At 35.2% G+C, this 24798-nt stretch carries 17 protein-coding genes and 1 pseudogene; 17 read left to right on the top strand and 1 reads right to left on the bottom strand.

The window, feature by feature from the left end:
• The first annotated feature begins 132 nt into the window (after window positions 1-132).
• The 7 genes and pseudogenes from LBP67_09800 (at window position 133) to LBP67_09770 (ending at window position 9853) form a co-directional block, all read left to right on the top strand.
• Entirely contained in the window at window positions 133-3366 is a 3234-nt protein-coding gene (locus LBP67_09800; GenBank protein MDR2085271.1) for an FAD-dependent oxidoreductase, read from the top strand.
• 110 nt (window positions 3367-3476) lie between these two features.
• Window positions 3477-4364 (top strand): DUF3667 domain-containing protein, encoded by an 888-nt coding sequence (locus LBP67_09795; GenBank protein MDR2085270.1) that lies wholly within the window; start codon window positions 3477-3479, stop codon window positions 4362-4364.
• A 110-nt stretch (window positions 4365-4474) separates the two neighbouring features.
• Entirely contained in the window at window positions 4475-5554 is a 1080-nt protein-coding gene (prfA, locus tag LBP67_09790) for a peptide chain release factor 1 (GenBank protein MDR2085269.1), read from the top strand.
• A gap of 16 nt (window positions 5555-5570) precedes the next feature.
• Window positions 5571-6386: an orotidine-5'-phosphate decarboxylase gene (pyrF, locus tag LBP67_09785; GenBank protein MDR2085268.1), complete on the top strand. Its 816-nt coding sequence runs from the start codon at window positions 5571-5573 to the stop codon at window positions 6384-6386.
• An 85-nt stretch (window positions 6387-6471) separates the two neighbouring features.
• Window positions 6472-7710: pseudogene (locus tag LBP67_09780) on the top strand (NADP-dependent malic enzyme).
• Window positions 7711-7755: 45 nt separating this feature from the next.
• Window positions 7756-9033, top strand: coding sequence for an L-serine ammonia-lyase, iron-sulfur-dependent, subunit alpha (locus tag LBP67_09775; GenBank protein ID MDR2085267.1), 1278 nt, complete (start codon window positions 7756-7758; stop codon window positions 9031-9033).
• Window positions 9034-9130: 97 nt separating this feature from the next.
• A complete protein-coding gene (locus tag LBP67_09770; protein MDR2085266.1) occupies window positions 9131-9853 on the top strand; it encodes an FkbM family methyltransferase in 723 nt (240 codons plus the stop codon).
• 229 nt (window positions 9854-10082) lie between these two features.
• On the opposite strand, the gene miaB is transcribed toward LBP67_09770, so the two are convergent.
• The gene (gene miaB / locus LBP67_09765) at window positions 10083-11408 is read right to left on the bottom strand and encodes a tRNA (N6-isopentenyl adenosine(37)-C2)-methylthiotransferase MiaB (GenBank protein MDR2085265.1); all 1326 of its coding nucleotides are present in this window, start codon (window positions 11406-11408) and stop codon (window positions 10083-10085) included.
• Between the two features lie 82 nt (window positions 11409-11490).
• On the opposite strand from miaB, the gene topA reads away from it, so the two are divergent.
• From topA to LBP67_09715, 10 genes are all read left to right on the top strand, one after another.
• Window positions 11491-13797 (top strand): type I DNA topoisomerase, encoded by a 2307-nt coding sequence (gene topA, locus LBP67_09760; GenBank protein ID MDR2085264.1) that lies wholly within the window; start codon window positions 11491-11493, stop codon window positions 13795-13797.
• Window positions 13794-14963: a formimidoylglutamase gene (locus tag LBP67_09755; protein ID MDR2085263.1), complete on the top strand. Its 1170-nt coding sequence runs from the start codon at window positions 13794-13796 to the stop codon at window positions 14961-14963. Before topA ends, LBP67_09755 begins: the two co-directional genes overlap by 4 nt.
• Before the next feature lie 236 nt (window positions 14964-15199).
• A complete protein-coding gene (locus LBP67_09750) occupies window positions 15200-15844 on the top strand; it encodes a 3-oxoacid CoA-transferase subunit A (GenBank protein ID MDR2085262.1) in 645 nt (214 codons plus the stop codon).
• A 164-nt stretch (window positions 15845-16008) separates the two neighbouring features.
• Window positions 16009-16404, top strand: a complete 396-nt coding sequence (locus LBP67_09745) for a 3-aminobutyryl-CoA ammonia lyase (GenBank protein ID MDR2085261.1) — start codon at window positions 16009-16011, stop codon at window positions 16402-16404.
• A 7-nt stretch (window positions 16405-16411) separates the two neighbouring features.
• Complete coding sequence (locus LBP67_09740) at window positions 16412-17239, top strand: 3-keto-5-aminohexanoate cleavage protein (protein MDR2085260.1); 828 nt, start codon at window positions 16412-16414, stop codon at window positions 17237-17239.
• 156 nt (window positions 17240-17395) lie between these two features.
• A complete protein-coding gene (locus LBP67_09735) occupies window positions 17396-18439 on the top strand; it encodes an L-erythro-3,5-diaminohexanoate dehydrogenase (protein MDR2085259.1) in 1044 nt (347 codons plus the stop codon).
• Window positions 18440-18815: 376 nt separating this feature from the next.
• Window positions 18816-21245, top strand: coding sequence for an endopeptidase La (gene lon, locus LBP67_09730; GenBank protein ID MDR2085258.1), 2430 nt, complete (start codon window positions 18816-18818; stop codon window positions 21243-21245).
• 11 nt (window positions 21246-21256) lie between these two features.
• Window positions 21257-22879: an ABC transporter substrate-binding protein gene (locus tag LBP67_09725; GenBank protein ID MDR2085257.1), complete on the top strand. Its 1623-nt coding sequence runs from the start codon at window positions 21257-21259 to the stop codon at window positions 22877-22879.
• Window positions 22880-23075: 196 nt separating this feature from the next.
• Complete coding sequence (gene ychF / locus LBP67_09720; GenBank protein ID MDR2085256.1) at window positions 23076-24179, top strand: redox-regulated ATPase YchF; 1104 nt, start codon at window positions 23076-23078, stop codon at window positions 24177-24179.
• Window positions 24180-24193: 14 nt separating this feature from the next.
• On the top strand, window positions 24194-24796 hold the full coding sequence (locus LBP67_09715; protein MDR2085255.1) for a TetR/AcrR family transcriptional regulator: 603 nt from the start codon (window positions 24194-24196) through the stop codon (window positions 24794-24796).
• Window positions 24797-24798 lie beyond the last annotated feature (2 nt).

Here is a 24798-nt window from a genome sequence, read left to right as displayed (position 1 = left end):
CAATTATAAGTAAATTTGAGTTTGGATATTTACTGTATATCTTTACCCGATTTTTCCATTTTATCCAAAATTTTACTACATTTGCAACCCGTAAAAGCGTTGAAAAATTAATTTAAAATCGACAAAAGAAATATGTATAAAATCGACAAGCATCCGATTCTTGAAATTCCACATACACCGAGAGTTACATTTAAATACAATGATCATAAAATAGAAAGCGAGAAAGGTTTTTCCATTGCGGCGGCTTTGCATCAGGCGGGATTTCCTATTCACAGTCATAGCATTCAGGGAAGAGAAAGAAGTTTAGAATGCGGTATCGGAAAATGTGGGGCATGCGAAATGCTTGTTGACGGGCAGATCAGAAGGATTTGCTGTACTAAAGTTGATAATGTTAAACTTGTTACGGAAATTCCGGATAACTACATTCCTCCTATTCAAAAAACCGATCCTGAGAAAGCTTTTAATGTTTACAAAACAAGTGTTGCTATTGTCGGTGCCGGTCCGGCCGGATTAGCCGCAAGGGAGATTTTAAATAATCATAACATAGGAAATATTGTTGTCGATAATAATGATATGATCGGCGGACAATTCAATATGCAAACCCATCAATTTTTCTTCTTCGAAAAGGAACAAAAATACGGTGGAATGAGAGGTTTCGAAATTGCTTCTACTTTGGCCGGTGAAGATCATAGCGGAATAATTCTCAGTACTGTAGTCTGGGATATTTTGGACGGAAAGCGTTTGGCTCTTAAAAATATTCAAACTAATGAAATATCTTTTTTGGAAGCCGATTATCTGATAATTGCAACCGGAGCGGTTCCTTTTGTTCCTGCTTTTGAAAACGACGATTTGCCTGGAGTATATACCGCCGCGGTAATTCAAAAAATGATGAATACCGAATTTACACTTCTCGGAAAGAATATTCTTACAGTAGGGGCCGGAAATATCGGTTATCTCACTTCATACCAACTGATGCAGGCGGGCGCTACAGTTAAAGCTATAATAGAAGCTCAACCCAACGAGGGAGGTTTTCCGGTACAAGCAAACAGAGTCCGCAGGCTCGGAATTCCGGTACTTACTTCTCACATGCTAATTAAAGCAATTCCAAATGAAAAACACGATGGAGTAACAGGCGCAGTTATTGCCGAAAGTAAAAATTTCAAACCTGTTCCGGGTACTGAAAGAATTATTGACGGAATTGACGCTATTAATATTTGTACCGGATTAATTTCGGACAGTCAACTTGTTACAAAAGGTGAAATTGTATTCGGAAAAGCTTGTGTAGGAGCCGGAGACGCTGTCAGAATAGGTGAAGGTACAAGCGCAGTACTTAGAGGTAAACAAGCCGCTTTCGATGTTATAGAGCAAATAGGAATTCGTAATAATTATGACAATTACTTGGAATTATCCAAAGAATATATTGATTCGCAACAACATCCGGTAAAAGTATTGAACAAAGCTAAAGAACCGGATAAAGAAAGAATGAACGGTAAACCTTTTGTTATCATAGATTGTTTATATGGATTTGCCTGTAATCCGTGTTCTTTTGCATGTCCTCACGGAGCAATCACAAAATCATCAACAAGTACGGTGCCGGTAATTGATTACGAGAAATGCATTGGCTGCATGAAATGTGTTAATCGTTGTCCCGGACTCGCCATTTTCGGTTATAACATTAAGAATGACACTGCTTTCTTCCCTATTGAATATGAAGCAAACGAAGGTGATGAAGTATATTTGATAGATAATCAAGGGAACAAATTAGGAGAAGGAAAAATAAAAAGAATCACAAAGCATAATAATAAAACAAATGTAGCTTTAGTTCAATCTATAAATCTTTTGGGTGAAGACTTAAAAAATGCTCGCGGATTTATCGTTAAAACAAATTATCCTGAACCTATAGATTTAAAGTCAATAACAAAAGACATTCCTGCTGAAACTTATGTTTGTCATTGTGAAGACGTTACTTTAGATGAAGTTCTTCGTATTATCGGCGACAGGAAAGTTGTAAGTGTGGATGAAATTAAGCATACAACAAGAATCGGAATGGGAGTTTGTCGCGGTAAACGTTGTATTCCCCGTTTGAGACAACTTTTAAGAGGTTACAATATCACTGTTTTAAGCGAACCTACACCAAGAGCGCCCTTATCAAATCAAATCAATTTAGGAGATTTATATCCTAAGAGCGTACCGGAAGAATATATTATCAGCAAAAAAGAAATAAAGAAAGAAAATGTAAAAGTTTTGGTTGCGGGAGGCGGTATAGGCGGTAGCGCTTTATTCCGTTATTTTGCCGAAGCCGGACTTAATCCGGTTTTAATTAATAATGAAGCCGGAAGTTCCTGGAGAAATATCGCAGGAGGACGCCCTGCATTTTCCGTTCCTGAATTATCCGACATTGCAAGACATAACAACCAACTTTTCAAGGAATTGCAGAATATAAGCAATATAAATTACAGAGAAATTAAATATGTAACTTTTGCTCATGACCAGGCTACATATAATAATCTTGATTTATCAAGAAGTTGGTCTGATGCATATATGATTGAACCGAAAGATTTTGCAAAGGAAATATCTCCATACATCAGCACAAACCTCAACAAAAAATATATGTCGGCATTGATTTCCAACGAATGCTGGCAGGCTACCCCGGGAATAGTAGTTGATGTTATCAGAAAAATCGGTATTAATCATGGCGGTACTTTAAAAGAAAGTACAAAATTAATTGACGTTCATAAAAATAACACGGACAAGTATATAGTTTTGGTTCAAAATGATGATAGAACTTATACGGAATACACAGCCGAACATTTTGTAAATGCTTTAGGCGGCAATGCAGATAAATTTGCCAAGAAACTCGGAATTATTACCGGAGCTTATCCTGTTAAACATCAGGCTTTCATAACTCGTCGCCTACCCTTCTTGGGCATAAATAATTCTCCGCTCGGGATGTTAATTGACAGGCAAAAATACAAGGGTTACACAGCTATATACGGACAACAATTAGAGGAAACCGGACAAATTATTGCGTGTGCATCTCCAGCATTTGATCCGCAAGAAGCGGGAAAAGATTTAAGAACAAATGATAAAGACTTTCTGGAAATAGCTTCCGAAGTGTTCACCGATTGGATTCCGCAACTATCATCAGTAAGTTTCCAAGCCTGCTGGTCGGGATATTACGTAGAACCCCGCATGATAATTGACCCGTCGCAAGGATTGTTTATAGGACTGAAGGGGCAAGGTTTTATGCTCGGTCAATACTTAGCCAGACTTTATGTCGATAAATATTTAAATAATACTGTTCCTGAGTATTTCGACAGATTAAAAATCGAAGGAGACGGACTATTAGAAGTTGCGTTTAAATAGTGTTCAGGGTTATGAAAGAGCAAAAGCAAAAAGTGTTATTGCAAAAGGCATAATAACGAAACAATAACCTGATATTAAACCACTAACTTTAAACCTTGATTCTAAGCTATATGTCTAAAGAAGAAAATGTCGATATAAACGAAACTATCAACGAAAATAAAACTTATAAATGCAAAAACTGTGGAACCGAATTTACGGGGACATATTGTTACAATTGCGGACAGAAAAATGATACCGAGAGGCTTACAACAAAATTAATCTTTAAGAATTTTTTTAGTAGTTTCACAAATTTAGACAGAGGAGTTCTACTAACCATCAATTTGCTTTTCACTAATCCCGGAAAGTTGATAAAAGATTACATTGAAGGAAAGCGTGTTATTTATGCGAAACCTTTCACAATGTTGATAATACTTTCGAGTATTTACGGGATATTATATTCTTTTCTTGCAATTATCTCAAATAAACCGATTGATGTCGGTTTGCAATTAAATCCAACAGATGGAGATATAAACTGGCTGCATAACTTAATAAATTCAATTTTAAATTGGGCTGAAAAAAGCGTAATAATATGGTCTCTATTGATGATTCCGGCTTATGCCTTATCATCAAAAATAGCATTTAAGAAAATCAACACGAAAGGATACAATTATGCGGAAATTCTGCTGGCTTGTACTTTTATGGCTTGCCAAAGGATGTTTATCGATATAATAATTCTTCCCTTAGATACATTTATATCCGATGAGTCTGTTTTTGATACTTTAGTCACATGCACAAGATATGCCTCATATATTACTTTATCTGCATGGAACTTCAAAGGATTATTCAATATCAAATGGAAAAAATCAATAATAAAAACAATTTATATGTACTTATTATCATTTGTATTTGCAGTAATATTGATAGCAGTAATTTTATTGATTTTCATTTTTATCTTAATATTTGTAGCATGGGTAACCGGACAATTAGGAGATTTAGGTAATATGGATCTGGACTTGTAAAAAGGATAAACATGTTAAATTAGAATTACAATATTACCACACTTTTAAATACCGATTTTAATTATTAATTCTTAATTATTTACTATCTTTGCAACCGCAAAATATTGTTTATGTTACTACTTGAGAGATTAGAAGCGTTGTATAACAAATACAATGAATTACAAGAAGAAATAGCTAATCCGGACGTGGCTTCGGATATGAAAAGATTTATCAAACTTAATAAAGATATTAAAGAACTTGACCCTGTTGTTAATGCTTATAAAGAATATTCCAGCATTGTAGCCAATCTCGAATCCGCCAAAGAACTTCTTCAAACCGAAAAGGATGAAGAAATGAGAGAAATGGCTAAGGAGGAAATTCAAATCCTTACCGAAAGACAAACGGAAATGGAAAGTGAAATTCAAATCCTTCTTTTACCGAATGACCCTCAAGATAAAAAAAATGCTATTGTGGAAATTCGCGCAGGTACCGGCGGCGACGAGGCAAGTATTTTTGCCGGAGATCTTTACAGAATGTATTTGAAATATTGTGAAACAAGAGGTTGGAAAACCGAGCCTGTGAGCGCCACATACGGAACCGTAGGCGGATACAAAGAGGTCATTTTTAATGTCATAGGAGACGGAGTTTACGGTCAGTTGAAATACGAAAGCGGCGTGCATCGCGTACAAAGAGTTCCGGAAACGGAAACTCAAGGAAGAGTACATACTTCTGCTGCTTCTGTAGCCGTTCTTCCCGAAGCCGACGAATTCGATATCGAATTGAAACAAAGTGACATCAGAAAAGATACTTACTGCTCTTCTGGTCCCGGAGGACAATCTGTAAATACTACTTATTCCGCAATCCGCTTAACACACATCCCAACCGGAATAGTTGTCACATGTCAGGATCAGAAATCACAATTGAAAAATCTTGACAAAGCTATGCAGGTGTTACGTACAAGAATCTTTGAACTTGAATATAAAAAGTATCTTGACGAAATTTCAAGCAAAAGAAAAACAATGGTTTCCACCGGTGATCGTTCTGCTAAAATCAGAACTTATAATTATCCGCAAGGACGTGTTACTGATCATAGAATTAATTTATCTTTGTACAATCTTCCGAATATCATGGACGGCGACATTCAAGAGTTTATAGACAAACTGCAAGTTGCCGAAAATGCCGAAAGATTGAAAGAATCTGTTGAAAGTTAATTTCCAACAATATATCATGACAAAACAAGAATTAATAAGCAATATTCGCCGTAAGAAATCTTTTTTGTGTGTTGGTTTAGACAGCGAATATTCTAAATTACCGGATTGTGTTTTAAAATCGGATGATCCCGTTTTCGAATTCAACAAAAGAATCATTGACGCAACCCATATTTACGCAGCAGCCTACAAACCTAACCTGGCTTTCTATGAAAGTTTGGGCAGCAAGGGCTGGATTTCCCTCGAAAAAACTGTTGATTATATTAGAAAAGTCGACAGCAGTATTTTCATAATTGCTGATGCAAAACGCGGCGACATAGGCAACACTTCTAAACAATACGCAAAAGCATTTTTCGAAACAATGGACTTTGATGCCGTTACTGTTGCTCCATATATGGGCAAAGATTCCGTATCTCCATTTCTTTCTTTCAACGGTAAATGGGTAATCCTGCTTGCACTCACTTCAAATGAAGGAGCATACGATTTTCAATTCAATAAAAACGAAAGAAATGAATATCTGTTTGAAACAGTGATAAAAACTTCGGAGCAATGGGGCGGAAATCCTGAAAATATGATGTTTGTTGTTGGGGCAACCAAAGCGGAAATGCTAACAGACATTAGAAAAATTGCTCCTGATCATTTTCTTTTGGTTCCCGGAGTCGGCGCTCAAGGCGGAAGTTTACAAGAAGTTTGTAATTACGGTCTAACTAAAGAAACCGGACTTTTAGTAAATTCTTCGAGAGGAATTATTTTCGCTTCAAAAGGAGATGACTTCGACGAAGTTGCAAATATCGAAGCTAAAAAAATTCAGAACGAAATGAAAATATACTTCTGATGAAGATCAATGATTTTCTGATCATCAAACATAAAAATTAAAAACACAATAAATTGTTTATCAATTAATAATAAAAAAGTAAGACATGGCAGACATAAATAAATTAGCACTTGAATATCACTCCCATGGCAAACCGGGGAAATTGGAAGTTATCCCAACAAAACCGAGTAAAACTCAATTAGACTTAACCTTAGCCTATTCGCCGGGTGTTGCTGCCCCGTGTTTAGAAATTGAAAAAAATCCTGACGATGCATACAAATACACCGGGAAAGGAAATCTTGTAGCTGTTATTTCCAACGGAACCGCAGTTCTCGGACTTGGCGATATAGGTGCATTAGCCGGAAAACCGGTAATGGAAGGAAAAGGTTTACTTTTCAAAGTTTTCGCCGATATTGATGTTTTTGATATTGAAATTGATGAGAAAGATCCGGCGAAAATTATTGAAGTTGTAAAAGCAATAGCTCCGACTTTCGGCGGTATTAATTTGGAAGATATTAAGGCTCCGGAATGTTTTGAAATCGAAGAAAAATTAAAAGAGGAACTTGATATTCCCATTATGCACGACGACCAGCACGGAACGGCAATAATTACAGGTGCCGGTTTGATAAATGCTCTTGAAATAACCGGTAAAAAAGCTTCGGAAATAAAAGTTGTTGTAAACGGTGCCGGCGCATCGGCTTTCGCTTGTTCAAAAATTTATATCAGTCTCGGAGTTAAACCGGAAAATATTATCATGCTCGACAGCAAGGGCGTTATTAATAGCAAACGTACCGATCTAAATAAATACAAGCAACAATTTATTACCGAAAAAGATATTAATACTCTTGAAGAAGCAATGAAAGGTGCCGATATGTTTCTCGGACTTTCCGTTGAAGGTGCTTTGAAACCCGAATATTTACAAAGCATGAACGAGAAACCTATAATTTTTGCTTTGGCAAATCCGGTTCCCGAAATTCTTCCTGAACAGGCTTTTAAAATTCGTCAAGATATTATTATGGCTACAGGTAGATCGGATTATCCGAATCAAGTAAATAATGTTTTAGGATTTCCGTTTATTTTCAGAGGTGCTCTGGATGTAAGAGCAAAAACCATCAATGAAGATATGAAACTTGCGGCATGCAAAGCTTTGGCAGAATTGGCAAAACAACCGGTGCCGCAATCAGTGCTCGATGTTTATAACAAAAAAGAATTATCTTTCGGTAAAAACTATATTATCCCTACTCCATTCGATCCGAGATTAAAAGAATACGTTGCATTTGCAGTTGCAAAAGCCGCCTTTGATTCCGGTGTTTCCCGCTTAAAAAATTTCGACTGGAATGCATATAAAGAATCTTTGAAAAAATAAAACAAAATTTTTCAGCACATATCTATGATTACGGATTCTCAATTAATTCAAATATTAAGACAGGAAGTAGTTCCGGCATTAGGTTGCACAGAACCTATCGCTTGTGCTTACGCTTGTGCCAAATGCACCGAAATACTTGAAGGCATACCCAGCAATATTACCGTTGAAGTTAGTGGCAATATTCTCAAAAACGGAATGGGAGTCGGTATTCCCGGAACAGGAATGACAGGTTTGCCTATAGCTGCAGCTTTGGGCGCTATTTGCGGTAAAACGGAATACGGGCTCGAAGTCTTAAAGGATGTCAACAAGAACGGCAATCTTGAACAGGCAAAGAAAATGCTCGCAAACAATAAAGTTCACATCACACTTAATCCCGATGCACCTGATATTTTGTATGCCAAAGCATCTTGTACTTTAATGGACGATATTGTTATTGTGGAGATTATGGGCACACACACAAATATTGTGAGAATTATTAAAAATGATGAAATAATTCATTCAAAACCGACAGTAAAATCCGAGTCGGCTAATAAAATTCATGATGAGTTGTCTGTTGAACGTATCTGGCAATTTATTAACGATGTTGATGTTGATGAGATTGATTTTGTTCTTTCCGGTGCCGAGATGAACAGGGCAATATCTACTGAAGGATTAAAAAGCGAATACGGCCTGCAGATAGGAAAGACTTTAAAGAAGAATATTGATGAGGGTTTGGTTGATGATTCATTGTTGAATCAAGCTGTAATTATGGCTACTGCTGCTTCGGATGCCAGAATGGACGGTTGCCCTAAACCTGTTATGACAAACTCGGGAAGCGGTAATCAGGGAATTACTGTTTATTTGCCTGTACTTGCAGCTGCCGATAAATTCGGTTCTTCTCAAGAACAACTGGCAAGAGCTTTAGCACTAAGTAATCTTGTGGCCCGTCATATTCATCATTTTGTCGGGCATCTGTCTGCCTTATGTGGTATTTTGATAGCCGGAACAGGTGCTTCCTGTGCAATAACTTATCTTATGGGCGGCGATTATGATAAAATTTTGAATACCATAAAAACTATGGCATCAAATTTAACCGGTATGATGTGTGATGGTGCAAAAAAAGGTTGTGCTCTCAAAGTTTATTCCGGAGTATCTGCAGCAGTGCAAGCCGCGCTGTTATCTATGAATGGGATAATAACTTCAAATGACGGAATCATTGAAGAAGACATAGAGAAAACAATCAGAAATATCGGAATTATCGCTTCAAAAGGTATGGATGAAACCGATAAAACGATTATTGATATTATGAAGAATAAGGATTAACGTTAATTATAAAATATTAATAAAGTGCAATATATTCGCACAATATGATATAAATAATAAAATTGATATAATAATTTCCATATTTAAATATTAAACCATGAATATTAAAGACATACTAAGAGAAATACTAATCACTTTTCATTTAGATTTAACTAAAAATCTCAAATACGACAGACTTACGAGAAAGATAATGAAAAGAGAGATTAAAAATCATTATAATTGTATTGATATCGGATGTCATAAAGGTGAAATATTAAATATAATGATGAAGTATTCGCCTGAAGGTAAACATTATGGCTTCGAACCTATACCAAATCTTTATTTGAATTTGGAAAATAAGTATAAAGGAAAAGCAACTATCTATCCTTATGCTCTATCAGACGAAAACGGCACAACAACATTTCAGTTTGTAAAAAATGCTCCGGCTTACAGCGGTATTAAGCAAAGGCGTTATGATATTGAAAATCCGGACATAGAGGAAATTATTGTAGAAAAAAAGAAATTAGACGATATAATTAATCCTGAAGATAAAATAGATTTTATTAAGATTGATGTTGAAGGCGGTGAATTCGGTGTTATGAAAGGCGGTATGAAACTACTTAAAAACAATAAGCCTATCATTTTGTTTGAATGCGGAAAAGGCGCCAGCGATTATTACGGAACAAATCCTATTGATTTATATAATTTCATCTCCAATGAAATATCTCTGAAAATATTCACCCTTAATGATTTCATTAAAAACAAACCTGCAATGAACGCTGCTGAGTTTGAAAATTATTTTAACACCAACAAGGAATATTATTTTGTAGCGGCAAGATAAATTTTCAACACAAAAATATTAATATTCTAATAAAACTTATTATTGAAAATCCGACGATTAAGCCGGTAAAGTTGTTAAAATAGTATGTTAATTTTGTGAATTTTGTAATTATGTACAAAAAAATATTCCATTTGAAAGAATAATAAATATACATCAAAATTACAACTCATAATAAGATTCTCACTACCATGAGATAACAGCAATATTAACATGTATTTTCACCAAATATTTACTTTACAACCTCTCCAAAAAGCGTTGCAGCAGTACAATCAGTAACTTTCACAATTACATAATCACCTATTTTTTCATCGGTTGATGTGAATATTATTACTTTGTTTTGCGAGTTTCTGCCGAATAATTGTTTCTTCGAACGCTTGGATTGTCCTTCAACTAATATCTCGAATGTTTTACCAATATCTTTTTTATTACTCGCAAGAGATAATTCACTTTGTAGTGCAATAATTTCTTCAAGTCTCCGGCTTTTCACTTCCTCAGGAATATCATTTTCGTAACATTTGGCCGCAGTTGTGCCCGGCCTTTCGGAATATTTAAACATAAACGCGGAATCATATCCCACTTCTCTCATTAAGGAAAGCGTATCTTTATGATCCTCCTCCGTTTCTCCGCAAAATCCGGTAATAATATCGGTGCTTATTCCGCAATCCGGAATAGCAGTCTTTATAGCATTAACTCTTCCTAAATACCACTCGCGAGTGTATTTCCTGTTCATCTTTTTCAACACATTATTGCTTCCAGACTGCAGCGGCAGATGTATTGATTTGCATATATTCGGATACTTTTTAATTGTAGCGATAAGTTCGTCGGAAAGGTCTTTAGGATGTGAAGTTGCAAAACGAACACGCAACAAAGGATTTATTTCGGCAACCATAGCCATTAATTTACTGAAATTAACTGTTTCGCCGGTTTCTTCCCAAAGATATGAATTAACATTTTGCCCTAATAATGTTACTTCTCTAAAACCATTCTCTACTAACGTTTTGGCTTCGTTTATAATTGTTTGCGGATTTCTACTGCGTTCTTTACCTCGCGTGTAGGGCACAACGCAATAAGCACAAAAATTCTGACAACCGCGCATAATTGAAATAAACGCACTTACACCGTTACTGTCGATCCTGACAGGCAAAATATCATCATAAGTTTCATCTTCCGACAAAAGAGTTTGCACGGCTTTATCGCCGAGATCGACTTCTTTGAGTAATTTCGGCAAATCCCTGTAAGCATCCGGACCAACAATTAAATCGACAGCAGGTTCTTTCTTCAGGAGATCTTCTTTCAATCTTTCAGCCATACAACCGATTACACCTATTATTAAGAGCGGATTACTTTTCTTAAGATATCTTAAGTTTCGTAATCTGTTAAAAACTCTTTTTTCGGCATTTTCACGTATCGAACAAGTATTTATAAGGATAATATCCGCAGAATTAACATCATCTTCAAGTACACAATTATTCTCGCTTAATATCGAACCCACAATTTCGCTGTCCGAAAAATTCATTTGACAACCATAAGTTTCGATATATAATTTTCTACTCATTATAAAATTTTTGGCAAAAGTAACTAAATTTGGAAAATTTTGTTTTACTTTGCGGCGTTTTTTAAATATTAAAAAATAAAACATGGCAAAGAATTTAGTAATTGTTGAGTCTCCGGCTAAAGCGAAGACAATTGAAGGCTTTTTAGGTAAGGATTATGTTGTGAAATCAAGTTTCGGACATGTTAGAGATCTGGAAAAGAAAGATTTAGGAATTAACATCGAAGCAGGTTTTATTCCTGTTTACGAAATCAGCAAGGATAAAAAGAAAGTTGTTGAGGAATTAAGCAAATTATCTAAAAAAGCTGATATTATTTGGCTTGCATCCGATGAAGACCGTGAAGGAGAAGCTATTTCGTGGCATCTTGCAGAAGCCTTGCATCTTCCCGAAGATAAAACCAAAAGAATTGTTTTTAATGAAATAACTCAAACAGCAATTCTCAACGCAATAAAAAACCCGCGTAAGATTGATATTGACCTTGTAAATGCTCAGCAAGCAAGAAGAGTTTTAGACAGATTGGTCGGATTTGAACTTTCTCCTATTTTGTGGAAAAAGGTTAAGCCCGCTCTCTCTGCAGGTAGAGTACAATCTGTTGCGGTACGATTAATTGTTGAAAAAGAACAAGCTATCAAAGATTTTATTCCGGAAGTTTACTATCGTGTTGTTGCCGTTTTTATTCCTGAAGGAGGAAAAACATCACAGATTATTAAAGCCGAACTTTCCGAAAGATTGAAAACAAAAGAAGAAGTTATTGATTTTATTAATATAATCAAAGACGGAAATTTCACGGTTTCATCAATTGAAACAAAACCTACCCACAGAACTCCTCCGCCTCCTTTTACAACTTCTACTTTACAACAGGAAGCATCGAGAAAATTAGGTTTCTCCGTTACGAAAACCATGACGGTTGCTCAGCAATTATATGAATCAGGAAAGATTACTTATATGAGAACCGACTCCGTAAATCTTTCTACACTCGCATTAGGAAAAGCTAAGGAAGAAATCGAAAGCAAATACGGAAAAAAATATTCCAAAACTCGTAATTACACAACAAAAACCAAAGGTGCGCAAGAAGCACACGAAGCAATTCGTCCTACATATATAAATCGCCATGCGGTTGACGGCGACATAGCTCAACAAAAATTGTATTCTTTGATTTGGAAAAGAACTATAGCCTCTCAAATGGCTGATGCTCTAATTGAACATACAACTATTCATATTAATTCAAATAAAACCGATAAATATTTTATTGCTACAGGCGAAGTTATAAAATTCGACGGATTTTTAAAGGTTTACGACGAATCTATTGATGATGACACTTCAGAAAAAGTTTCTTCTATTAAAGCTCAAATTTCCGAAGGAGAAAAAATGGACATGCAGTTGTTGGAAGCAACCGAAAAAACTACAAATCCGCCTTTCAGATATTCTGAAGCCAGTTTGGTTAAAAAGTTGGAAGAGTTGGGTATAGGAAGGCCTTCGACTTACGCTCCTACTATCACAACTATTCAAAATCGGGGTTACGTAGAAAAATTGAAAAGTGCCGGAACCACCAGAAAATTTGATATCATTAAATTTAAGGATAATGAAATTACCGAATCAATCGGCACTGAAAAAGAAGGCGTTGTAAACGGCAAACTTGCTCCCACTGATATAGGTACAATTGTCAATAAATTCCTGGTTAATAATTTTAATGATATTTTAGATTATAATTTTACCGCAAGCATTGAAAAACAATTCGATGAAATAGCTCATGGAAAGTTAAAATGGCAAAGTATGTTAACGGATTTCTACGGCCCGTTTCATACGGAAGTTGAGAAAGCCGAACATAATACTGAAAAAATTCGCGGAGAAAGACTTCTTGGAGTTGATCCTGAATCAGGTAAAAATGTTTACGTAAAATTAGGAAGATACGGTTTAATGGCACAAATCGGAGAATCTGAAGATGAGGAAAAACCAAGATTTACCGGACTTAAAAAAGGTCAAACTCTGGAAAACGTTACTTTTGATGACGTAATGGAACTTTTCAAATTTCCGAAAAATGTCGGAAATTTTGAAAATAATGAAATGATAATCGGAATCGGTCGCTTCGGGCCTTATATTCGTCACGACAACAAGTTTTATTCAATTCCTTCTACCGACGAACCTCTGGAAATTTCCGAAGAAAGAGCCATCGAAATAATTACTGAAAAAAGAGATGAAGACAGTAAGAAACTTATCAAGACTTTTACTGAAAATCCTGACATAATGGTACTTAACGGGCGTTTCGGGCCGTATATTTCTTTTGAAAAGAAAAATTATAAAATACCGAAAACTTATAAACCGGAAGATATTTCTTATTCCGATTGTCTGATAATCATTCAGAAAGCAAAAGATAAAAAAGCAAAAAAATGATACACGATTACCAATCTTACTTAAATCCTGTTGATGATACAAATTTTTCATTCAGTAAAAATCAATTAGGATATAATGTAAATATTTACTCCAAGAAGAAATCTTTTCCCGATTTGATAGGTGCCGAAATTGCTATTGTAGGTGTTCCCGAAGAAAGAGGAAGCAAGAACAATCAAGGTTCGTCGATTTCACCGGATATTATTCGTGAACAATTGTATTTCTTATACAATCACCATCAAGAAATTAAAATTGTCGATATAGGAAATATAAAACCGGGGAAAAATCTTACTGACACCTATTTTGTTTTACAAGAAATTGTCAGATATTTTGTTTCGAATAAGATTCTGGTTATTATTCTTGGAGGAAGCAATGACTTGGTTTATGGTAATTACTTGGCATACGAAAAGCTTAACCAGCTTGTAAATATTACTTGTATTGATTCTCGTTTTGATATAGGAGAAAATGAGGAAGAACACACTTCGGATTCTTATATTGGGAAAATAATAATGCACAAACCGAATTATCTTTTTAATTATACAAACATCGGATATCAATCGTATTACAATGATTATAACATTGTTAAATCTATGGATGCTTTATACTTTGATATGTACCGGCTCGGAGTTGCGAGAAGTAATTTGGTTGATATTGAACCTGCAATTAGAAATTCCGATATTGTTAGCTTTGATATTTCATGTATCAAACGTTCCGATGCTCCGGGAAATTTATTAAACGGTCCGAATGGATTTAGCGGTGATGAGTTTTGCACTTTAGCAAACTATGCCGGCAACAGTGAAAAAGTTTCGAGCATAGGATTTTTTGAATACAATTCATTGATGGATATTAACTTTCAAACGGCAGAGTTAATTGCACAAGCGATCTGGTATGTGATAGAAGGCTTTACTAATCGCCTTGAAGAAAATCCGATAAAAAATTCTGATAATTTTGTAAAGTATCATGTACATTCCAATATTTCCGAAAACGGATTAGTTTTTCACAAAAGTAATCTTACAAATCGTTGGTGGATGGAAGTTGAATGTCCGGATGATTTAAAAGAGAAATATGCCACAAGTTATTTAGTTTCTTGTTCTTACAACGACTATCTCGAAGCGTGTAAAGATAAGGTTCCGAATAGATGGATGCAAGTTTTGAAGAAGTTGTTGTAACTTAAAAATGAAAAAGACGCGAATAATAGTGTCATTCTCAGACTAATATCGATACAAACATAATATATCTTCCAATTAGGATATTTCTGTAGACAGAATTACAAAATTTTCATAATTAACATATTTATTTGAATAAATAAATATGTTATGTCAGATTTCCTTGATTAAAAAAATTTGTCTTTTCCCAAATAATGTTTTAACTTTGCCGATTAATATTAATCTGAAAAAATATTGTTATGGCAAAATTTATTTCTCCGGAACAAGCAAGTTCAATGATTAAAGACGGAATGACTATAATGTACGGCGGGTTTTTAGCCTGTGGTTCAGCACATAAAATCATTGATGCAATTGCTAAATCGGGTGTTAAGAATCTTACAGTAATTGGTAACGACACTGCATTTCCAGACAAAGGTATTGGTATTCTTATAACAAATAAGCAAGTAAAAAAAGTTATTACTTCTCATATCGGAACAAACCCGAACACAATAGATCAAATGAACAACAAGGAAATTGAAGTCGAACTCTGTCCTCAAGGCAGCTTAATCGAACGTATTCGTGCTGCAGGCGCTGGCCTTGGCGGAATATTAACTCCTACCGGATTAGGAACTATTGTTGCAGAAGGTAAGGAAGTCATAAAAGTTGACGGTAAAGAATTTTTGTTGGAAAAACCTTTAAAAGCCGACCTAGCTATTGTTTTCGCAAGCAAAGGCGATAAGTCCGGCAATTTATGCTATCGCGGAACAACACAAAATTTCAATCCGATCATAGCTACCGCTGCCGATGTAGTTATCGCAGAAGTCGAAGAACTCGTCGAAACAGGAGATATTGATCCCGAAAATGTAAGAACACAAGGAATTTTTGTGAATTACATTGTAACATAGAGGTTAGAAAGTGGTAAGATTATTTCGAACAAAACGAAAAATCATATACATCAGTGAATTTCTCTGCTCATGAGATATTTCTTTTCGTTAGAAATGATGCCCAAAATTCAGAATTAAAAAATCGAAATTCAAAACTAAAAACAAACAATTAAATAAAAAAAACCATGACAAATAAAGCAATGATAAGAGTTCGTATGAGTTCACACGATGCTCATTACGGAGGAAATTTAGTTGACGGCGCAAAGATGCTCCAATTGTTCGGTGATGTTGCAACCGAACTTTTAATAATAAACGACGGTGATGAAGGTTTATTCGCCGCTTATGACAAAGTAGAATTTTTAGCTCCTGTTTATGCAGGAGATTATATTGAAGCAGTGGGAGAAATTACCAATATCGGCAATTCATCCAGAAAAATGATTTTCGAAGCCAGAAAAGTTATTGTTCCCAGACCCGACATTTCAGATTCTGCTGCCGATGTGCTTGAAGAACCGATAGTTGTTTGTAAAGCAAGCGGCACTTGTGTTGTTCCAAAAAATAGCCAAAGAAAAAATCAAAAATAAATTTATTATGTCAAAACTTATTATCACAGCCGCTATTTGCGGTGCAGAAGTTCTGAAAGAACATAATCCGGCCGTACCTTATACCGTAGAAGAAATGGTACGCGAAGCAAAATCCGCATATGAAGCCGGAGCAAGTATTATACACCTTCATGTTCGTTATGATGACGGAACCCCTACGCAAGACAAGGAAAGATTTAAAGCAATAATAGACGCTATAAGGAAAGAAATTCCGGATGTTATACTTCAACCTTCTACAGGCGGTGCGGTAGGTATGACCAACGATGAAAGACTTCAACCTACGGAATTGAATCCTGAAATGGCAACTTTGGATTGCGGAACTTTGAATTTCGGAGGAGATGAAATTTTCGAAAACACCGAAAATACCATCAAATATTTCGGGCAACGCATGATTGAACGCGGAATTAAACCGGAACTGGAAGTTTTTGACAAGAGTATGATTGACATGGCACTTCGTCTTCACAAAAAAGGTTTCATTAATAAACCTATGCATTTTGACTTTGTTATGGGTGTAAACGGTGGAATTAGCGGCGAATTGAGAGATTTCGTATTCTTACGCGGAAGCATTCCTGCCGATGCTACATATACAGTTGCAGGTATCGGTCGCTATGAATTTCCGTTAGCGATGGCTGCAATTATAGACGGCGGTCATGTACGAGTAGGCTTCGAAGACAACGTTTATCTTTCAAAAGGAGTATTGGCAAAATCTAATGGTGAATTAGTTGCCAAAGTAGTTAGAATGGCTAAAGAGCTCGGAAGAGAAATTGCAACTCCGGCCGAAGCAAGAGAGATATTGGGATTAAAGCCGTTGAAATAGTTAAGAATTTTAATTAATATAATTGCAACGAAGCAATCGGAAAAAATAATAATTAAAAAGTAAATAATATTAGATAAAAAAATAACATTGCAACAAAGATGTTATTTTTCAAATCTTTAAACCAAATAAATATTAACCAATAAAAATTATAATTCTATGCAGAAAAAGGGTAATAAATACGGCACCCACCGTGTAATTGAGCCTAAAGGCGTTTTGCCGCAACCGGCAAATAAAATAGACAACAACATGGATGAAATCTGGGATAACGAGATTTTGATTGATGTAAAAACTTTAAACATTGACTCTGCTTCTTTTACGGATATTAAACAAAGAGCCGGAGGTGACAAGGAAAAGATTAAAGAAATAATGTTCGATATTGTTGCAAAACAAGGCAAACATCGTAATCCATGGACAGGTTCAGGCGGTATGCTTCTCGGAACTGTTGAGAAAATTGGTGACGCTTTAATCGGCAATATAGATCTTAAAGTAGGTGATAAAATAGCTACTTTGGTTTCTCTTTCTCTTACTCCGCTAAGAATAGATAAAATTAAGGAAATCCGCCCCGAAGTTGATCAAGTTGATATTGACGGCAAGGCTATTCTTTTCGAAAGCGGTATCTACGCTAAAATTCCCGATGATATGCCGGAAAAATTAGCTCTTTCTGCTCTCGATGTTGCCGGTGCTCCTGCTCAAACTGCAAAACTTTGCAAACCCGGAGATATTGTGTTGATAATTGGCGCAGGCGGAAAATCCGGAATGCTCTGCTGCTACGAAGCAAAAAAACGTGTTGGCATTACAGGTAAAGTAATAGGAATGACTCATAGTTCGAAATCAACCGAAAGGTTGAAAAAGCTCGGTTTCTGTGATTACGTTTTTGCCGGCGATGCTACTAATCCAGTTGAAACAATGGAACAACTCAGTAAATTCACAGGAGGAGAAATGGCAGATGTTACAATTAATAATGTAAACATTACTGATACGGAAATGACAAGTATTTTATGTACAAAAGATACCGGTGTTGTTTACTTCTTCTCAATGGCCACAAGTTTCACAAAAGCTGCTCTCGGCGCAGAAGGTGTCGGTAGCGATGTTACCATGATTGTAGGAAACGGCTACACAAAAGGACATGCTGATATTACATTGCAGCTATTAAGAGAAAGTCCGGAACTTAGAGCAATCTTTGAAGAACTATATGCTTAATTAATTGACAATTAATAATTAATTCCAGACAAAAACGCAGTAAATTTTTCTGATTTACTGCGTTTTTTATTTATTCCCCGAAATTACATAATTATAGTGTCAACATATTTCTATTATCTATTACATATTATAAGTTTTCACGATATAAAATCTCCATAACATTATATATTCAGGATTTTCTCACCCCTCCCCCTTTTCTCTCTCAAAAAACAAATTGTGTAATTTAATTTTTCATATTTTCCAAATTTAGCTATCTCTAAAATTTATCCATTCTACATTAAATTTCGATGGCACGGTTTTTGTCACAGAGGCAAAACAAATTAATTTTAATTCATTTTGACAAAATGTCAGATATTAAATCTAAAAACAATTAAATATGAAAAAATTTGATGAAATTGACAAAAATGTTATAATCTCTACATCGCCTGCCGGAGATCAGTCAAGTGATTTTATTAATATACTTGATATGATGGAAGATGTTGATGAAGTAGATTCTAATCAAGATACGATTCCTATTTTACCTTTAAGAAATACAGTTTTATTTCCACATGTAATAATACCTATATCGGTGGGACGGGAAAAGTCTTTAAAGCTTATTCAGGATGCTTACAAAACGAAAAATAAAACCATCGGCGTTGTGGCTCAAATAAATAGCGAAGATGTTTCTCCCGCTTTTATCGACCTATACAGAGTAGGTACTGTAGCTAAGATTATTAAAATTTTAAACATGCCCGACGGAAGTATTACCGCTATTATTCAGGGAAGAAGAAGGTTTCAGTTAGATAGTTTAGTGCAATTAGAACCATACTTCATTGCAAAAATATCACCGTTCAATTCCAAGAAAAAATATAACGAAAACAAGCTAACGGCACTTATGCCTACGATAAAAAGTCTTGCTACTCAGGTTATTGAAAAATCCCCAAATATACCTAACGAAGTTTCAATGGCTTTACATAATGTTGGCAATAACAACTTTATTGTAAATTATGTTTCCAATTATTTAGACTTAAGTGTATCTGAAAAACAACAACTTCTTGAGACAAAAGATCTTACCGATCAGGCTCATAAAATAATCGAATATCTCAGCGAAGAAATTCGAATGCTGGAAGTTAAAAATCAAATCGAAAATAAAGTTAAGGTTGACATAGATAAACAACAAAGAGAATTTATTCTTAATCAACAACTTAAAACTATTCAAGAAGAACTTGGCGGAGCTTCTAATGTTCAAGATATTGACGAACTGAAGGAAAAAGCCAAAACAAAGAAATGGAATGATAAAGTTAAGGAAACTTTTGAAAAAGAATTATTGAAATTACAGAGGATGAATCCGATGGCGATGGAATATTCTATTCAAAAAAATTATCTTGACACTATCATCGGTTTGCCTTGGAACGAATATACCGAAGATGATTTCAACCAAAAGAAAGCTAAAAAAGTTCTCGACAAAGATCATTACGGGCTTGATACTGTTAAAGACAGGATTTTAGAATATCTTGCCGTACTTCAACTTAAGAATGACATGCGTTCTCCTATTTTGTGTTTAGTTGGTCCTCCGGGAGTTGGTAAAACTTCTTTAGGTAAATCAATTGCAGACGCAATTTCGAGAAAATACATCAGAATGTCTTTGGGAGGTTTGCGTGATGAAGCCGAAATCAGAGGCCATAGAAAAACATATATCGGCGCTATGCCCGGACGAGTTATTCAAAGTATCTTAAAAGCAAAATCTTCTAATCCTGTTTTCATTCTTGACGAAATTGATAAAGTAGGCGGAATGAGCGTTAACGGCGATCCTTCATCGGCATTGCTGGAATTATTGGATCCGGAACAAAACAGTACATTCTATGATAATTACGTAGAAATGGAATACGATTTATCAAGAGTAATGTTTATAGCTACAGCAAATACTTTGAATACAATACATCCTGCTCTTCGAGACAGAATGGAAATTATTGATATCAGCGGATATTTACATGATGAGAAAAGGGAAATTGCTATACGCCACTTAATTCCAAAGCAACTTGAAGAACACGGCGTTAAGAAAACTCAAATCGAATTTCCAAACGAAGTTATAGATATAATTATTAATAATTATACGCGTGAATCCGGTGTTCGTTTACTTGAGAAACAAATAACCAAGGTAATCAGGCACAGAGCTAAACAAATTGTTTCAGGCGATAAATTCAAGAAAAAATTAAGTGAAAAAGATATTACGGAGATATTAGGTCATCCTAAATTTTCTCGCGAAGATGCGTTGACAGAACCAACTACCGGAGTAGTTACCGGATTAGCATGGACAGCTGTAGGCGGTGAAATATTATTTATTGAAGCAAGTGCTTATCCGGGCGAAGGTAAATTATCCATAACGGGTAATCTAGGCGATGTGATGAAAGAATCGGCATCGGTTGCTTTTGAGTATATCAAATCCAATGCATTAAAGTTAGGCTTGGATTATAATGAAATCAAAAACAAAAATTTACACTTGCACGTTCCGGAAGGTGCAACACCTAAAGACGGTCCATCGGCCGGTATTACAATGTTTACCGCATTATATTCCATCCTTTCCGGAAAAAAAGTTAGAAATGATCTTGCAATGACAGGTGAGATAACTCTCCGTGGAACAGTTCTTCCCGTGGGTGGCATTAAAGAAAAAATACTAGCTGCCAAAAGGGCACATATTAAGACAATAATTCTTTCAGAAGAAAATAGAGGGGATATTGAAGAAATCAAAAAAGATTATCTCGAAGGATTAAAATTCATTTACGTTAAAAATATGAATGATATTTTGAATATTGCTATAATGAAGTAATAATTCACAACATGAATTTTAAGTTAAACAAGTCTCTTTTAATTCTTGCAGCCACTGTAGTTCTTACATGTAGCTGCAAGAATTCTTCTTTTGAAGACAAGACTGTTTTCAGATATAATGAAGTTGATGCAATAACTTCCCTTGATCCCGCATATACAAGAAATCTTTCAAATATAAATGCTTGTCACCAATTATTTAACGGATTAGTACAACTTGATGACAGGCTTAATGTTAAAGCCTGTTGTGCAAAAGATTGGAATATTTCTGAGGATGGAAAAACTTATACTTTCATTTTAAGAGATGATATTTATTTTCACAAACATTATTTATTTGGAAATGATTCGACTCGAAAATTGGTTGCATCCGATTTTGTTTACAGTTTCAATAGAATTATCGACCCCGCATGGGCATCGCCGGGCGCTTGGGTTTTAAGCAATGTTAATAGGCTTGATAACGGAAATTTAGATGTTTCAGCACCTAACGATACTATATTAATCATAAATCTTTCGCAAGCATTCTCACCTTTCCTGGGTATTTTGAGCATGAAATATTGTTCTGTTGTTCCAAAGGAAATTATTGACTATTATGGAAAAGATTTTCGGAATAATCCGATAGGAACCGGCCCGTTTAAATTTAAATATTGGAAAGAGGATGAAAAACTTATCCTTGTCAAAAATGAAAGCTATTTTGAATTTGACGAAGATAAACAACTTCCGTATTTGGATGCGATATCCATTTCATTCATAAAAGACAAACAGACAGTCTTTCTCGAATTCGTAAAAGATAATTTCGAATATATGTCGGGAATTGACCCGGCTTTTATGAATGAATTTCTAACATCCGAAGGAGAATTAAATCCTAAATATTCGGAAAAATACTATTTGCTTTCGGAACCTTATTTAAACACGGAATACATTGGTTTTAATTTAGCCGACAGTACTAATCCCCTATCCGATCCTATTGTGCGCAAAGCTGTTAATTATGCTCTCGACAAAGATAAAATGCTGAGGCATTTACGTGCAAACATAGGAACTCCCGGCTATTACGGATTTATCCCGGATGGTTTGCCCGGTCATTTAACCGAAAACATTTATGAGTATAATCCGAATAAAGCTATAGAACTATTAAAGCAATCGAAGTTTTATAATGATGGGAAATTCCTTGAGATAAGTATTGCAACCACCATAGAATACTCCGACTTAGTAGGTTATATTCAAAACAGATTTAACATCATAGGTATTCCCGTAAAAATAGATATATATCCTCCGGCAGTTATTAAGGAAATGCGGGCATCAAATAAATTGCAGTGCTTCAGAGGTTCCTGGGTTGCCGACTATCCCGACGCTGAAAATTATCTTTCAGTATTTTACAGTAAAAATTTCTCCCCAAACGGCCCTAATTATTGTCATTTCAGCAATCCCGATTTCGATATGCTATATGAACAATCCTTAAAAGAATCTGATGTTGAACGACGAAATATTTTATATCAGGAAATGGATAGAATATTAATGGAAGAACCTCCTGTAATTATACTTTATTACGACAGAGTTTTACGTTTTGTAAACAAAAAAGTTGAAGGGCTGGGAAGTAATCCTATTAATTTACTTGAATTGAAAAGAGTAGAAATCAGGTAAAAGATTGATGTAATAACTACTTTGAATAATAATATTTAAATTACAAATTCCATTCACAAGAATATTTTTATTGAAAAATAAATTTATTTAGAGTTGTAATTATAAAATATTTATTCTTATTTCGGATTTTACAAACAATCAGCTTCCCATTACATTATCTCATCAAATTTTTTATCTTTGCAAAAAATATATATCTATGGGTTTAAAATGCGGTATAATTGGCCTTACAAATACAGGCAAGACTACTATTTTTAATTGTATATCAAAGAACAAAGGAGAAATTACCAACTTTGCTTTCAGTGCTACAAAATCTAATATCGGAATGATTGATGTTCCGGATCCCCGACTTTATGAAATAGACCAATATATTCATTCTGTTAAGATTATTCCGGCTGTTGTTGAAATTGTTGATGTTCCGGGACTTGCTAAAGGCGCAAGCAAAGGCGAAGGCGTCGGAAATAAATTCCTTGCAGATATCCAACAAACCGATGCGCTTATACATGTTCTCCGCTGCTTCGATGATGACAATCTTTCACATGTTGAAGGCTCAATTGATCCTGTCAGAGATATTGAGCTTGTTGATTTTGAGCTTCAAATCCGTGATCTTGAACTTGTTGAAAGAAAGATACAAAGACTTGAGAAAGCAGCTAAATCTGCCGGAGATAAGGATGCAAAACAAGGTGTGGAAATCCTTAATAAATACAAAGACGCATTAAGCAATTTCGGTAATGCCCGCGACATCGAAATAGACGAAGATTTACATTCTAAATTCGTAAAAGATATGCTCCTCTTAACTGAGAAACCGGTTCTTTATGTTTGTAATGTTGATGACGAATCTGCAATTTCGGGAAATAAATATTCAGAAGCTGTTATCAAATCTTTCGAAGGAAAAGATATTGAAGTTATTATTGTTGCGGGAAAACTCGAAGCCGAGATTGCGGATTTCGATAATAATGAAGACAGACAAATGTTTCTTGAAGATGCCGGACTTACAGAACCCGGTGTTAACAGAATGATTCGTACCGCATATAAAATGCTCAACTTGCAATCTTTTTTCACCGCCGGCCCGAAGGAAGTGAGGGCATGGACTATAAAAAAAGGGATGACTGCGCCGCAGGCTGCAGGTGTTATCCACAGCGATCTCGAAAGAGGTTTTATCAGAGCAGAAGTTATGCATTATGACGATTTCATAACTCTAAAAAGCGAACAAGCTTGCAAAGAAAAAGGAAAACTATTTGTCGAAGGGAAAAATTACATTCTACAAGATGGTGATATTATTCATGTTCGATTTAACGTTTAAAAACAACCCACAATATGAGTAAAGTAGATATTACAAGAAATCAGATAAAAGAAGCTGCGAGTGCTCTCTTTCAACATTATGGTTATGAGAAAACTTCAATGGACGATATTGCCAAAGCTTGCCATAAAGCAAAGGGCTCTATCTATTATCATTTCGCAAGTAAAGAAGAATTATATTCTGCAATTGTCGATGATGAGATTGAAAGGTTGAAAGATACGCTCCTACCTATTTTAACAAACAAAGAAGATACTGCGCCCGTCAGATTTGCACAATATCTTTACGCTAAAATGGAATTTATAAATAAATCATACAATTACAGGCAAGCCCTGAGAATTGATTTTTTAAGTCAATCCAATATCGGAGACCACAATAAACTGGTTCAAGAAGCAATAGCAAATCTCGAAAAATGGGAAAGAGAACAGCTTATGACTCTTGTGATTACCGGTAAAAACGACGGGCATATTTCGGAAAATATTGATGCGACGGCTTTTATAGACATTGTTTTTATGATTTTGAAAAGTCTTGAAGTTCAATTCTATGTAAAAAACAAATATGAATATTATGCTCCTGCATTCAATGCCTTGCTTATCAACGTAGAACAAGCTTTATCATCATAAAG

It is taken from the genome of Bacteroidales bacterium (genome assembly GCA_031276035.1).
Classification (GTDB): domain Bacteria; phylum Bacteroidota; class Bacteroidia; order Bacteroidales; family BM520; genus RGIG7150.
This window is presented reverse-complemented; position numbering and strand designations above follow the sequence as displayed.